The following is a 13,131-nucleotide window of genomic DNA, read 5'->3' on the forward strand; positions in this document are numbered from 1 at the left end:
ATCAGGTTTCCTTCGGTTCGGCGTCGCTCAGCGTTGCGACGAAATCGGTCAGTTCGGCGATGGCGCTTTCGATGTCGCGCTTTTGCTGGGTCAGTGCCTCGATCCGCTCACGGCAACGGGCTATGGTAACCCTGCGCTGCTCGATCCGGCCGTCACCAAGATCGTAGAGGTCGATTAGCTCGCGGATCTCGGCTAGACTGAACCCGACGTTCTTGGCCCGCATGATCCACGCAAGTCGCGCCCTGGCGCGCTTGTCGTAGACGCGGGACTTGCCCGCACGCGTCGGGGAAATCAGTCCCTCGTCCTCGTAGAATCGGAGCGCTCGCGCAGTAACGCCGAATTCGCCCGATAGGTCGGAGATGGAATAGGAATCGCGGGCAAGCGCATCGAGACGCTCGAGATGCGCGCCGCTGTTGCCCGATTTGGGCGTGCTTGCGGATTGACGGGACATGCGCCGCCCGTACTTTCCCTTTACGTTAACGTCAATCCAAAACCCGGTGCAGGCCGTCGTCTTCCAGTTTGCGGTAGAAGCAACTCGTCGCGCCCGTGTGGCAAGCCGGGCCTGCCGGTCGACAGCGCAATTCGATCGCGTCCTGGTCGCAATCGACCCTGATCTCGGTGACGTGAAGGACGTTGCCGGACGACTCGCCCTTCATCCACAACTGGCCGCGGGAGCGTGAATGGAAGTGTGCCTTCCCGGTCTCGCGGGTCCGCGCAAGCGCTTCGGCATCCATGTGAGCAAGCATGAGCAGAGCGCCCGTCCGATCGTCGACCGCTACCGCAGTGATCAGTCCGGCAGCATCAAATCGCGGCGCGAATGGCTCAATTGCATAGTTTTCAGGGGGTTGGGCGGCGATGATCGGGCTCCCGGAATGCACGATTCAGCTCGAAAGGTGCTTGTTGCACGATAACCACATGTACTCTTCAAAATCCATCGCGACCGCATATTGGCCTTTCACCGTCGCGCGGCTTGAGGAACAAGACGCTCACGGCTTGAGGGAGCCGGGTGCGGCACGCGCCAAAGTTCAGGGATACCGCGAAGGCGGATGCAGGCGCTAAGCGCCGCTCCACTTTCGGTAGAATGAGGGGTTTCGGCGAAGCGATCGAATGATCGCCGCCAGCGCAAACAAGCGCGGCGCCGGTTTGGAATCGTCACGAGAGCGCCCGGAACTGCGGTTCCGGGCGCTTTTCGTTTGGGCTCCCTCAACGCGCCGCTCAACCACCCTCTCATCACGCCGGCGGCAAAACCTCGTCGATAACGCGAGCAAAGCATGCAATCCGCACCTGCCCGACGCCGATCTTCCGCAGGGCTGTGACGCAGGCATCTGTTGTTGCCCCGCTGGTCATGACGTCGTCCACGAGCAGGACCCGGGCGCCCCGCAGCCGCTCGCGCCATCGGGCGTTCGCGACGATGGCTCCCTTGAGAGCCACGGCACGCTCGCGTCGCGACAATCCGCCCAGCGACGGAGTGGCGCGATGGCGCTGCAATGCGTCGACTGCCAGGACAGCGCCGCGCGCCCTTGCGATGTGTTCGGCCAGGAGGTCCGACTGGTTGAAGCCGCGACGCCATATCCGCCAGCGATGCAGCGGCACCGGAACGACCAGCCAGTCGCCGTCGAGTGGCGGCATCCGTGACGCCATGATTCGGCCAAGCAGTGTGGCCAGCGCAAGCTTGCGGCCGTGCTTCAGGGCAAGAACGAGCTTCCGCGACGATTCGGCATAGAGCGTGGCCGCCGCAATGCCGTCGTGGCGTGGTGGCTCCTTCATGCAGGGCGCGCAGATTGCGCCCTCGCCCGGCGTCACGGTGTCGGGCATCGGCCGTTGGCACAGCGCGCAAGCCGGCTCGCCCGGCGCCGGCAGCGTCTGCCAGCACGCCGCGCACAGTCCGCCCTGTTCCGCCACGGCGTCGCCGCAAAGCGGGCAACGGGGCGGAAAGACGAGATCGATCAAGGGGGTAAGCAGGTGCGGCGACGCCATGTCTCGCTTCTGGCAAGCGCTATGGCGGTTTGGCAAGCGGTTGCGCCGATGGCTGCGGGGCGGCAGGAGACGAAGCGCATGACCGCCCCGCCAACCATCTTCTCTCCTCGACGCCGGGCGGCGGCCCGCCGCAGGATGCGCGTCCTCCAGCGCGGGACCGAAGCGCCCCGCTACGTCATCGACGACATGGACGACGACGTCATCGAGCGCCTGGCGTTCCTGCGCCATGCTCCTGCCCGGGCGCTGGTCATCGGCGACTGGACCGGGCGGGTCGCTGAAACCCTTGCGCGCCAGGACGCAGCCGTCGTCTCGGCCGACCCGGTTCCAGGCGCCGGCGAGGAGTCGATCGACGAGGAACATCCTCTTGAGCTTGGCCAGTTCGATCTCGCGGTAAGTCTGGGCACACTTGACACCGTGAACGACCTGCCGGGAGCGCTCGTGCACTTGCGCCATGCGCTCGCTCCCGGGGGACTGATGATTGCCAGCTTCCTCGGCGCGGGATCGCTGGGCCGGCTGCGCGAGGCGATGGCCGCGGGGGATGCAGAGCGGCCGGCCCCACGGATCCACCCGCAGGTCGATGTCCGCGCCGGGGGCATGCTGCTGCAGCGCTGCGGCTTTGCCCGCCCAGTGATCGACAGCCGCACACTGACAGTCCGGTTCGGCAGCCTTGACCGCCTCGTCGCTGACTTGCGCGCGCAGGGCCTTGGCAGCGTTCTTGCCCGACCCGGCCCCGCCCTTACCCGCGCCATGCGCGACCGCGCGCGGGCCGCCTTCTCTGCCGCAGGAACCGAGGGACGGACCGAAGAAACCTTCGAGATACTGACCCTAAGCGGCTGGAAAGAAGCCTGATCTAGCGCAGTGCCGACTGCGCGGCCGCAAGCCTGGCGATGGGCACGCGATACGGTGACGCCGAGACGTAATCGAGCTTCTGCGCCTCGCAGAACGCGATGCTCGCCGGATCGCCGCCATGCTCGCCGCAGATCCCGAGCTTTATCCCGGGCCGCGCCGCACGCCCGCGTTCGGCCGCCAGTGCCACGAGCTGCCCGACACCGTCGATGTCCAGCGTGACGAAAGGATCGTGGGCATAGATCCCCTGGTCGACATAGGGCCCGAGGAACCTTGCCGCGTCGTCGCGCGATACGCCCAGTGTCGTCTGGGTGAGGTCGTTCGTTCCGAACGAGAAGAACGCCGCGTCGGCGGCGATCTCGCCCGCCATCAGCGCCGCGCGGGGCAATTCGATCATCGTGCCGACGAGATATTCGACGCTGGCCCCGCGCTCGGCGAAGAGCTCGTGCGCCACCCGGTCGACGAGCGCGCGCATGATTTCGAGCTCGCGCGCGGTGGCGACCAGCGGGATCATGATCTCGGGGATCGGCGCCTCGGCGGCGGACTTCGCGACGTCGCATGCGGCCTCGAAGATCGCGCGGACCTGCATCTCGTATATCTCGGGGTACGTGATGCCGAGACGGCAGCCGCGATGGCCGAGCATCGGATTGAATTCGTGGAGTTCGGCGGCGCGCCGGCGCAGATGCGCGACGCCCAGGCCGGTGATCGTCGCAAGCTCCTCGAACTCGGCGTCGCCCTGCGGCAGGAATTCGTGCAGCGGCGGGTCGAGCAGGCGGATTGTCACCGGCAGGCCGGCCATGACGTCGAAGATCGCGGCGAAGTCGGCCCGCTGCTCGGGAAGAAGCTTGGCCAGCGCGGCCCGGCGCCCGGCCTCGTTCTCGGCCAGGATCATCTGGCGCACCGCGCTGATGCGCGCGGCATCGAAGAACATGTGCTCGGTCCGGCACAAGCCGATGCCCTCTGCCCCGAATTGGCGAGCGACCCGGCAGTCGGCCGGAGTCTCGGCGTTGGCGCGCACCTTCATGCGGCGGTGGCGGTCGGCCCAACCCATGAGGACGCCGAAATCGCCAACCAGCTCGGGCTCGATCGTCGCCACTTCGCCGGCCATCACTTCGCCGCTGGCGCCGTCGAGGGTGATGACGTCGCCCTCGTGAAGCACGCGGTCGCCGATCCGCGCGGTGCGGGCGGCCATGTCGATCGACAGCGCCGATGCACCCGACACGCACGGACGCCCCATCCCGCGCGCGACGACCGCGGCGTGACTGGTCATGCCCCCGCGCGCGGTAAGAACACCGCGTGCGGCGTGCATTCCGTGAATATCCTCAGGTGAAGTCTCAACACGAACAAGGATGACTGCCTCGCCAATCGCGGCACGGCGCTCGGCGGAATCCGCGTCGAACACTACTGCCCCCGATGCCGCGCCGGGCGATGCGGGAAGTCCCCGCGTCAGGACGTCGCGCGTGGCGGCGGGGTCGAGCGTCGGATGAAGAAGCTGGTCCAGCGCCATCGGGTCGATCCTCCCGATGGCCTCGGCCTCGGTGATCAGGCCCTCGCCCGCCATGTCGACCGCCATCTTCAAGGCCGCCTTGGCGGTGCGCTTGCCGCTGCGGGTCTGGAGCATCCAGAGCTTGCCCTGCTCCACGGTGAACTCGATGTCCTGCATGTCGCGATAGTGACGCTCGAGCAGATCGAACACGCGGCCCAGCTCCGCGAAGGCTTCGGGCATGGCCTCTTCCATGCTCAGCGGCTTGGCCGAGGCGCGTTCGCGCGCCGCGCGAGTCAGGTATTGCGGAGTGCGGATGCCGGCGACGACGTCCTCGCCCTGCGCGTTGACCAACCATTCGCCGTACCAGGCGCGCTCGCCCGTCGCCGGATCGCGGGTGAAGGCAACCCCGGTGGCTGAGGTGTCGCCCATATTGCCGAAGACCATTGCCTGAACGTTGACGGCGGTGCCCCAATCATGCGGGATTGCGTTAAGCCGGCGATAGACCTTTGCGCGTTCCGCGTTCCAACTGTCGAAAACCGCAGCGATCGCCCCCCATAGCTGCACGTCGACATCTTGCGGGAATTCGCGCCCGAGATCTTCGGCGACGATGCCTTTGTACTCGGCCACGAGGGCCTGCCAATGCTCCGCACCCAGTTCGACATCGTTGTAAAAGCCGTTGTCTTCCTTGACGATTTCCAGCGCATCCTCGAACCTATGGTGGTCAAGGCCAAGGACGACGTCGGAATACATCTGGATGAAGCGGCGATAGCTGTCCCACGCGAAACGCGCGTCGCCGGATGCGGCAGCAAGGCCAGCCACGGTGGCGTCGTTGAGACCGAGGTTGAGCACGGTGTCCATCATGCCCGGCATCGAGACGCGCGCGCCCGAACGCACCGACACCAGCAGCGGATTGTCGGGATCGCCAAAGCGGCGGCCGGTAGTCGTCTCGATATGCCGGACGCCTTGCGCCACCGCCTCGCGAAGGCCGTCGTCGAAGCTGCGGCCGGCAGCGTTGTAGCGAGTGCAGACTTCAGTGGTGATGGTGAAGCCCGGCGGCACGGGCAGGCCGATCCCGGCCATTTCGGCCAGGTTGGCGCCCTTGCCCCCGACGATGGTCTTGTCGCGCGTGCGCGGATCGTCAGCCGTCTCGCCGCCGCCGAAGGTATAGACCTGCTTCATCGCGTACCGTCTCCCAGGGTGACACAAGTGACACCTGTAACTCTCGGTGTCATCTGGCCAAGTCCTTGAACAACCTAGCTAGTTCCGGCGCTTCGGCGATTTTCGCGCGAGCGCGGAATTGAAATATCCTAACCCTCGATCTTTCCGAAGTCGGCGACCTGGTGCACCGCCCGGCGGAACCGGTCGAGCAGGCCGAGCCGGAACGTGCGGCGCGCCGGGTCGGGGTCGTTGACGATAACGGCATCGAAGAACGCATCGATCGGACCCCGCAGGCTGGCGAGCGCGCTCATCGCGGCTGCGAAGTCCTCGGCCCCGATCGCCTCGCGGGCCTTCGGTTCGGCAGCATCGAGCGCCTCGATCAGCGCGCTTTCGGCGGGTTCGAGCGGGTAGGAAAGCGCAATTTCCCCGGCCACGGCAAAATCCTCCTTCTTGAGGATATTGGCCGCGCGCTTGTAGCCGGCGAGCAGGTTCGCCCCATCGGGCGTGGCGACGAACGCCTGAAGCGCGTGGACGCGCGCGAGCAGGCGAACAAGGTCGTCCTCCCCGCCGAGCGCAAACACGGCGTCGATCAGGTCGTGGCGGACGCCGGCCTCGCGCTGCTGGACCTTGAGGCGGTCGGCGAAGAACTCGAGCAAATCGCTCGACGAATTCGCGACATCGATATTCTGATTTCTGTAAAGCTGGGCGGCTGCATCGAACAGGCGCGTCAACGACAGACGCAAGCCGCGCTCGGTAACGAGCCGAATAACGCCAATAGCAGCGCGGCGCAGTGCAAACGGGTCCTTCGAGCCCGTCGGTCGCAAATCCGCTCCGAAAAAGCCAACAAGCGCGTCAGTCTTGTCGATGAGCGCCGTAAGTACTGCGCTATCTTCAATTGGCAGAGCGTCCGATTGGCCTACGGGCTTGTAATGATCCCGAACGGCAGCCACGACTTCCCGAGGCAGGCCTTCGGCCTCAGCGTAATAGCCGCCCATAAGCCCTTGAAGTTCGGGGAACTCCCCAACCATCTCGGTAACTAGGTCAGCCTTTAGAATTGCAGCTGCCAATTTCGCAGCGTTGACGGCTCCAGGGAGTTGCCCCTGGAAATCATCCGCTAGAGCAACGAAGCGCAATTGACGTTGCGCGACGGTGCCAAGCTTCTCGTGGAAGGTGATCCGCTCGAGCTTCTCTGCGTGACCGGCAAGGCTAGTCTTGCGATCCTGCTCCCAGAAGAAGCGCGCGTCGGAGAGCCGGGCGGCAAGGACCTTGCGGTTGCCGTCGACGATCGCGGCGCCGCCATCGCGCGCCTCGATGTTGGCGGTGCAGACGAACGCGTCGGCGAGCTTGCCCGAGCCGTCCTGGCAGACGAAATACTTCTGGTTCGTACGCGCGGTGAGCTGGATGACTTCAGGTGGAACCTCGAGAAACGCGGCGTCGAACCGGCCAAGCAGCGGGACCGGCCATTCGGTGAGGCCCGCATTCTCGACCACGAGCCCCTCGTCCGCGACCAGCGTGAACCCTGCCGCGGCCGCGACCTCGCCCGCCCGTTCGCGGATCAGCGCCTCGCGCTCGGCATGGTCGACGATCACGTGGCACGCGCGCAGCTTCTCGGCGTAATCGTCGGCCCCGCCGATGGTGATCGCGCCGGGATGGTGGAAGCGGTGGCCCAGTGTGGCGAAGCTGCTGGCGATGCCCGCAATCTCCAGCGGCACCAGGTCTTCGCCCAGGATCGCGACGATCCCCGAAAGCGGCCTCACCCAGCGCGCGCTCTCGGTCGAGATCGACGCGGCGCCCCAGCGCATCGCCTTGGGCCAGGGAAACGCGCGCACGATGGCGGTGATCGCCCAGGCCAGCACGTCGGCGGTCGACCGTCCGGCTTTTTCGATTGTCGCGTAATAAGTTCCGCCGCGTTCCTCGAGAACTTCGCGGGTCAGCCCGGTCTTGCGCAGGAAGCCGTCGATTGCCTGTTCGGGCGCGCCGATCCGCGGCCCTTTCAATTCCTCGCGCACCGCGGCGGTCTGGGCCGGCAGGGCGCGCGCGATCAGCGCAAGGCGGCGGGGCGTCGAGAAGACCGTAACGTCGCCATGCGTGACGCCGGCGGCGGCCATGTGATCGCGGAACAGGCGCTCGAGGTCGCGGCGCGCGCCGGCCTGCATTCGCGCGGGGATTTCCTCGCAGCGCAGCTCGAGCAGGAAGTCCTTCACGCCGCCCACCCGTTATGCGTCATCCACGCCGCGCAGGCGCCCTTGGCGAGGTCGCGCACCCGGCCCATGTAGCTCGCGCGCTCCTGGACCGAGATCACCCCGCGCGCCTGGAGCAGGTTGAAGGTGTGGCTCGCCTCGATCGCCTGCTCGTAGGCCGGGATCGGCAGGTTGTTGGCAAGGCAGTTCTCGCACTCGGCGGTTGCCTTGCGAAACTGGTCGAACAGCGTCTCGGTGTCAGCGATTTCGAAGTTCCACTTCGACATCTGCCTCTCGTTTTCCAGGAAGACGTCGCCGTAAGTCGTTCCGCGACCATTGAAATCGAGATCGTAGACGCTGTCGACGCCCTGGATGTACATCGCCAGGCGCTCGAGCCCATAGGTGAGCTCGCCCGCGACCGGCTTGCAGTCGAACCCGCCCATCTGCTGGAAATAGGTGAACTGGGTCACCTCCATCCCGTCGCACCACACTTCCCAACCTAGCCCCCAGGCGCCGAGCGTGGGCGATTCCCAGTCGTCCTCGACAAAGCGGATGTCGTGGAGCAGCGGGTCGATCCCGATCGCGGCGAGGCTCTGGAGATAAAGCTCCTGAAGGTTCGCGGGGCTCGGCTTGAGGATCACCTGGTACTGGTAATAGTGCTGCAGGCGGTTGGGGTTCTCGCCATAGCGCCCGTCGGTGGGGCGGCGGCAGGGCTGGACGAACGCGGCGTTCCACGGATCCGGGCCAAGCGCCCGCAGGGTCGTGGCGGTGTGAAAGGTGCCGGCGCCCATGCGCATGTCGTAGGGCTGGAGAATGAGGCACCCCTGCGCGCTCCAGAACGCGTGGAGCGTCAGGATCATGTCCTGGAAGGACTTGCCCGGATGGGCCGCGGGAACGCCGTCAGTCATGGCGCAGCGCCATGGCCGATGGCCGAAACGCGGTCAATCCCGCTGCGCCGCAGCAAGCGCTGCTGACGGAGCGGACATGACCCGTTAAGGCACCGACAGCATAGCGCATTGCGAAATGCAGCGAGCAAAGGAAACCAAGACGATGCGGACCTGGAAATCGATCCTGCGCAAGGCGGCCGCGACGCTTGGCCTGCTTTCGCTGGGATCGCCTGCCCTCGCCGATCCGCAGGCGCTGCCTGCCGCGGTTCCAACCCAGCTAAAGCCTGCCGCGCCCGTGGCGCCGGTTCCTGCCGTCGCAGCCCGCCCCGCGCTGTGGGCGGTCAAGGACGCCGACACCACGATCTACCTGTTTGGGACGATCCACGCGCTCAAACCGGGAATCGCCTGGTTCGACGGCCCGGTCGCCAAGGCCTTCGACGGGTCGCAGGAACTGGTGACGGAGGTCGCCGACGTCGGCAGCCTCGACGCCGCGCAGACCCTGATGTCGCGGGCCCTGCTGCCCGAGGGCGAGAGCCTGCGCGCCAAGCTCAGCGACGCTGACCGGGCGGCCTATGACGCGGCGCTGGCCAAGGCCTCGATCCCCGCGGCCGCGATCGACAAGTTCAAGCCCTGGTACGCCGCGGTCGCGCTGTCATCACTCCCGCTGATGCGAGCCGGCTATGCGATCGACCAGGGCGTGGAAATCCAGCTCGCCGCCAAGGCGAAGGCGCAGCAGAAGCAGCAGGGTGCGCTCGAGACGGTTGCCTACCAGCTCGGGCTGTTCGATTCGCTGCCCGAGGCCAGCCAGCTTTCCTATTTGCGCCAGGTCGTCGCCAACCTCGACAACGTGACCACCCAGATCGAATCGCTGATCGGCGAATGGAGCAAGGGCGATGCCGACAAGCTGGCGCAGGAAATGAACGCCGACACCAGCGATCCCGTCCTCGTCAAGGCGCTGCTGACCCAGCGCAACCATGCCTGGGCCGACTGGATCGGCAAGCGGATGGAGCAGCCCGGCACCGTGTTCCTTGCGGTGGGCGCAGGCCACCTCGCCGGCCCGGACAGCGTCCAGACCGCGCTTGCAGCAAAGGGCATCGCTGCCCAGCGTCTGCAATAGCAGGAGTGCGCCGCGCACCGATCATCGCCGCGGTCTTCGCGCTGCTCGCCCTCGCGGGCTGCAAGCGCGAGGCCGCCCAGACCGCGCATCCGGCATTATGGGAAGTGAGCGGACCGTCGGGCGCCCGCGCCTGGGTCTTCGGAACCGTCCACGCCCTGCCCGCGGACCTTGCCTGGCAGAGTCCCGCGATCGACGGGGCCTTGGCCGCATCGGACACGATCGTGCTCGAGGTCGCCGGGGTCGACGACGGCCCGGCCGCGCGCGATGCCTTCCTGAGGCTCGGTACCACGCCGGGTCAGCCCCCGCTCGCCGACCGGGTGAGCCCGCCGCTGCGCGAGGCCCTGCGCGCCGCGATGGCACGGACGCGGCTCGATCCCGGCCAGTTCGCCAATCTCGAGGACTGGGCTGCCGCGCTCACCCTCAGCCTCGCGGTGGAGAGTGACGAGGGCTACGACAACGCCAACGGCGCGGACAAGGCGCTCCTGGCCAAGGCCGGGAAGCGGCCGGTCGTGGGCCTGGAAACCATCGAAGGGCAGCTCGGCGTGTTCGACGCGCTGCCCGCCCCGGCGCAACGGGCATTGCTCGATTCCGTGGTCGCCGAAACGACCGACAAGCAGGAGTCCGCGCGCCTGATCAAGGCGTGGAGCGACGGCGACATGGCCGCGATGGACCGCGAGGCGCATGGCGGAATGCTCGCCGACGAGCGGCTGCGCGGCCCCCTCCTCGTCCAGCGCAACCGGGCGTGGGCGGCAGCGGTCGAACGGATGATGCGCGAAGGCCACCGTCCCTTCGTCGCGGTCGGCGCAGCGCACGTGGCGGGGATCGACGGGCTTCCCGCGCTGCTCGGCGCGCGAGGGTTCACGGTCAATCGGGTCCAATAGGCTCGAGCAGCTCGATCCGGTTGCCGAAGGGATCGTCGACATAGACCCGGTCGTGCCCCGCCAGGCCGGCATCCTCGGTCACCCGGTAACCGGCAGCGTCGATCTTGGCGACGAGAGAGCGCAGGCCCTCCACGCGCAACGCCGGATGGGCCTTTCGCGCCGGGCGAAAGTCAGCCTCGACCCCGAGATGGAGCTTGAGGGCGCCAGCCTCGAACCAGCATCCGCCGCGCGCGGCCAGCGCCGACGGCTTTGCAACCTCCGGAATTCCGAGGAGCGCGTTATAGAACGCACGCGCCCGATCCTCTCCGCCGGGCGGCATGGCAAGCTGAACGTGGTCGATCGCGACAACCGGCATCGGGGCGGACATATCACCCCGCCCGCCGCCGTGCTTGCTTTTTCCGGGATTTGCCCCTAACCGCGCGCACTTCCCCGGCCATGGTCATCCCTGGAGGCGTGGCGGCGGAAACGTGCAACCTCGTAATAGAAAGCCTGGATCATGAGCGAAGCTCTTACCCTGGCGGCCGAGAAGCGCGAGCGGGCTGGCAAGGGAGCCTCCCGCGCGCTTCGTCGTGAAGGCCGCGTCCCCTGTGTCGTCTATGGCGGCAAGGAAGAACCCCTTGGCATCCATGTCGAAGAGCGCGTCCTTTCGCGCATGCTCGGCACCGGACACTTCTCCAACTCGATCGTCATGGTCGAAGTCGGCGGCAAGTCGATCCGCACGCTGCCCAAGGACGTCCATTTCCACCCGGTCAACGACCGTCCGCTCCATGTCGACTTCCTCCGCCTGGCGAAGGACGCGACGGTCGAAGTCGCGGTGCCCGTGATCTTCGTGAACGAAGACGATTCACCGGGCCTGAAGCGCGGCGGCGTGCTCAACGTCGTGCGCCACGAGCTCGATCTGGTTTGCGACGCGGACAAGATCCCCGGCGAGATCGAAATCGACGTGACCGGCCTCGATGTCGGCGATTCGATCCACATCTTGGCGGTCAAGCTGCCGACCGGTTCGGCCAGCGCGATCACCGACCGCGATTTCACCATCGCGACGATCGTTGCTCCCTCGGCCCTGAAGTCCGAAGCGGGCGACAACGAAGAAGCGCCTGCCGCCGAAGGCGACGGCGAGTAATCCGGACAGTCCCCTTCCCGTCGCCACGCGAACGGGAAGGGGCGTCCCTCCTCCGCCATGCAACTTTGGGTCGGCCTCGGTAACCCGGGCGCGCTGCATGCGATGCAGCGGCACAACGTCGGCTACATGGTGGCCGACACGATTGCCGAGGTTCACGGCTTCGGAGCGGTGCAGAAGAAATTTCTGGGCTGGGTCCAGGATGGGCGCATCGGGGGCGAGCGGATCGTCCTCCTCAAGCCCGCTACCTACATGAACGAAAGCGGCCGCTCGGTCGGCGAGGCGCTGCGTTTCTACAAGCTCGGCACCGACGCGCTGACCGTGTTTCACGACGAGCTCGATCTTCCGCCGTTCAAGGTCAAGGTCAAGCAAGGCGGCGGTACCGCGGGCCACAACGGGCTGCGCTCGATCGACCAGCACCTCGGCCCCGATTTCCGCCGCGTGCGCATCGGCATCGGCCACCCCGGCCACAAGGACCGCGTGACCGGTCACGTTCTCGGCAATTATGCGAAGTCCGAACTCGATCCGCTGGCGGACCTGCTCGGCGCGATCGCATCAGAGGCCGATTGGTTGGCCAGGGGTGACGACGTCCGTTTCATGAACGACCTGGCTATGCGCTTGGGCGAATAGCTGCAAGCCGTCGGCCCAGCTTACATACGGCCTCTGCGTTAACCATCGCCCGCGCTGGAAACCTGCAACTGGCACGCTGTTTGCGTCTTGTGGCGTCAACCTTGTTTCAGTTTTCTGGGGGCGAAACGCCATGCTGACCTGCCGCAACCTCGCCATGGCATTCGCCGGCGCCGCCATCCTCGCCGCCACGCCCGCATGGGCCGATGCGATCACCTTGGATTCGGGCGACATCGGGCAGACCTTCTCGCTGACCTACAACGGGTTCTCCGACGGAACGACAGTCGATGGTCTCACCGGCTCGACCAGCTTCAAGCTGACCGGGATCGACGGCAATACCTACAACTTCGACTACAGCGTCACGAACACCACCAGCGCGCCGCTGACCTCGCGGATCTCGAGCTTCGCGTTCAACACGAACCCCGACATCACCAGCGCGACCAGCACTGGCGCCTATGCCTATCCCACCGTCTCGTCGAGCTATCCGAACGGGATCGGCTCGGTCGACGTGTGTTTCAAGGATGCAGCGACCGGCGCCTGCTCGGGCGGCGGCAGCGGAGGCATCGCGCAGAACCAGACCGGCACGGGCAGCTTCTCGCTCAACTTCTCGCAGCCGGTTTCATCGCTTACGCTCAGCGACTTCTACATTCGCTATCAGTCGATCACCGGCGCGGGCAACATCAGCTCCGCCAGCGGCTCGGGCACGATGACCAGCACTGGCGGCACCCCGGTGCCGGAACCGGGCATGCTGGGACTTTTCGGCCTGGGCCTGATCGGAATCGCCCTCATGCGTCGCCGTCGCGCGGCGCCGCAGGTACGGACGCGCGTCGCTTACGCCTGATCGCACGCGTT

The 13,131-nt window shown here is 66.6% G+C and carries 13 protein-coding genes; 6 read left to right on the forward strand and 7 right to left on the reverse strand.

What is annotated here, in order from left to right:
- Position 1 precedes the first annotated feature (1 nt).
- The 3 genes from ACFO0A_RS09190 to ACFO0A_RS09200 form a co-directional block, all read right to left on the reverse strand.
- On the reverse strand, positions 2-451 hold the full coding sequence (locus ACFO0A_RS09190) for a MerR family transcriptional regulator (RefSeq protein ID WP_379538712.1): 450 nt from the start codon (positions 449-451) through the stop codon (positions 2-4).
- Between the two features lie 31 nt (positions 452-482).
- A complete protein-coding gene (gene hisI, locus ACFO0A_RS09195; RefSeq protein WP_379539637.1) occupies positions 483-857 on the reverse strand; it encodes a phosphoribosyl-AMP cyclohydrolase in 375 nt (124 codons plus the stop codon).
- A gap of 373 nt (positions 858-1,230) precedes the next feature.
- Positions 1,231-1,977: a double zinc ribbon domain-containing protein gene (locus ACFO0A_RS09200; RefSeq protein WP_379538713.1), complete on the reverse strand. Its 747-nt coding sequence runs from the start codon at positions 1,975-1,977 to the stop codon at positions 1,231-1,233.
- Positions 1,978-2,055: 78 nt separating this feature from the next.
- Here ACFO0A_RS09200 and ACFO0A_RS09205 point away from each other — a divergent pair, with 78 nt between their 5' ends.
- A complete protein-coding gene (locus ACFO0A_RS09205) occupies positions 2,056-2,826 on the forward strand; it encodes a class I SAM-dependent methyltransferase (protein ID WP_379538714.1) in 771 nt (256 codons plus the stop codon).
- A 1-nt stretch (position 2,827) separates the two neighbouring features.
- Here the strand turns inward: ACFO0A_RS09205 and ppdK are convergent, their stop codons facing one another.
- From ppdK to ACFO0A_RS09220, 3 genes are all read right to left on the reverse strand, one after another.
- Positions 2,828-5,488, reverse strand: a complete 2,661-nt coding sequence (gene ppdK / locus ACFO0A_RS09210) for a pyruvate, phosphate dikinase (RefSeq protein WP_379538715.1) — start codon at positions 5,486-5,488, stop codon at positions 2,828-2,830.
- A 128-nt stretch (positions 5,489-5,616) separates the two neighbouring features.
- Complete coding sequence (gene glyS / locus ACFO0A_RS09215) at positions 5,617-7,671, reverse strand: glycine--tRNA ligase subunit beta (RefSeq protein WP_379538716.1); 2,055 nt, start codon at positions 7,669-7,671, stop codon at positions 5,617-5,619.
- On the reverse strand, positions 7,668-8,555 hold the full coding sequence (locus ACFO0A_RS09220) for a glycine--tRNA ligase subunit alpha (protein WP_379538717.1): 888 nt from the start codon (positions 8,553-8,555) through the stop codon (positions 7,668-7,670). The genes glyS and ACFO0A_RS09220 overlap by 4 nt, the downstream gene beginning before the upstream one ends.
- Before the next feature lie 142 nt (positions 8,556-8,697).
- Here ACFO0A_RS09220 and ACFO0A_RS09225 point away from each other — a divergent pair, with 142 nt between their 5' ends.
- Positions 8,698-9,651 carry a TraB/GumN family protein gene (locus ACFO0A_RS09225; protein WP_379538718.1) on the forward strand — a complete coding sequence of 318 codons (954 nt, stop codon included), beginning with the start codon at positions 8,698-8,700 and terminating at the stop codon, positions 9,649-9,651.
- 5 nt (positions 9,652-9,656) lie between these two features.
- Positions 9,657-10,532 (forward strand): TraB/GumN family protein, encoded by an 876-nt coding sequence (locus ACFO0A_RS09230; RefSeq protein WP_379538719.1) that lies wholly within the window; start codon positions 9,657-9,659, stop codon positions 10,530-10,532.
- Here the strand turns inward: ACFO0A_RS09230 and ACFO0A_RS09235 are convergent.
- Positions 10,516-10,899, reverse strand: coding sequence for a VOC family protein (locus ACFO0A_RS09235; RefSeq protein WP_379538720.1), 384 nt, complete (start codon positions 10,897-10,899; stop codon positions 10,516-10,518). The two genes, ACFO0A_RS09230 and ACFO0A_RS09235, sit on opposite strands and share 17 nt — an antisense overlap.
- A gap of 129 nt (positions 10,900-11,028) precedes the next feature.
- On the opposite strand from ACFO0A_RS09235, the gene ACFO0A_RS09240 reads away from it, so the two are divergent.
- The 3 genes from ACFO0A_RS09240 to ACFO0A_RS09250 all read left to right on the forward strand — a co-directional run bounded on the left by ACFO0A_RS09240 (position 11,029) and on the right by ACFO0A_RS09250 (position 13,120).
- Complete coding sequence (locus tag ACFO0A_RS09240; protein ID WP_379538721.1) at positions 11,029-11,655, forward strand: 50S ribosomal protein L25/general stress protein Ctc; 627 nt, start codon at positions 11,029-11,031, stop codon at positions 11,653-11,655.
- Positions 11,656-11,712: 57 nt separating this feature from the next.
- On the forward strand, positions 11,713-12,282 hold the full coding sequence (gene pth, locus ACFO0A_RS09245; RefSeq protein WP_379538722.1) for an aminoacyl-tRNA hydrolase: 570 nt from the start codon (positions 11,713-11,715) through the stop codon (positions 12,280-12,282).
- A 130-nt stretch (positions 12,283-12,412) separates the two neighbouring features.
- Positions 12,413-13,120: a cistern family PEP-CTERM protein gene (locus ACFO0A_RS09250; RefSeq protein ID WP_379538723.1), complete on the forward strand. Its 708-nt coding sequence runs from the start codon at positions 12,413-12,415 to the stop codon at positions 13,118-13,120.
- The last annotated feature ends 11 nt before the right edge of the window (positions 13,121-13,131 follow it).

The sequence above is a fragment of the Novosphingobium tardum genome (assembly GCF_042652045.1).
GTDB classification, from domain to species: domain Bacteria; phylum Pseudomonadota; class Alphaproteobacteria; order Sphingomonadales; family Sphingomonadaceae; genus Novosphingobium; species Novosphingobium tardum.

What these genes read in the sequence shown, in the direction of transcription:
- ACFO0A_RS09190 (WP_379538712.1), bottom strand. Translation starts at nt 451, where the DNA reads ATGTCCCGTCAATCCGCAAGCACGCCCAAATCGGGCAACAGCGGCGCG.
- ACFO0A_RS09200 (WP_379538713.1), bottom strand. Translation starts at nt 1,977, where the DNA reads ATGGCGTCGCCGCACCTGCTTACCCCCTTGATCGATCTCGTCTTTCCG.
- ACFO0A_RS09205 (WP_379538714.1), top strand. Translation starts at nt 2,056, where the DNA reads ATGACCGCCCCGCCAACCATCTTCTCTCCTCGACGCCGGGCGGCGGCC.
- ppdK (WP_379538715.1), bottom strand. Translation starts at nt 5,488, where the DNA reads ATGAAGCAGGTCTATACCTTCGGCGGCGGCGAGACGGCTGACGATCCG.
- ACFO0A_RS09220 (WP_379538717.1), bottom strand. Translation starts at nt 8,555, where the DNA reads ATGACTGACGGCGTTCCCGCGGCCCATCCGGGCAAGTCCTTCCAGGAC.
- ACFO0A_RS09225 (WP_379538718.1), top strand. Translation starts at nt 8,698, where the DNA reads ATGCGGACCTGGAAATCGATCCTGCGCAAGGCGGCCGCGACGCTTGGC.
- ACFO0A_RS09235 (WP_379538720.1), bottom strand. Translation starts at nt 10,899, where the DNA reads ATGTCCGCCCCGATGCCGGTTGTCGCGATCGACCACGTTCAGCTTGCC.
- ACFO0A_RS09240 (WP_379538721.1), top strand. Translation starts at nt 11,029, where the DNA reads ATGAGCGAAGCTCTTACCCTGGCGGCCGAGAAGCGCGAGCGGGCTGGC.
- pth (WP_379538722.1), top strand. Translation starts at nt 11,713, where the DNA reads ATGCAACTTTGGGTCGGCCTCGGTAACCCGGGCGCGCTGCATGCGATG.
- ACFO0A_RS09250 (WP_379538723.1), top strand. Translation starts at nt 12,413, where the DNA reads ATGCTGACCTGCCGCAACCTCGCCATGGCATTCGCCGGCGCCGCCATC.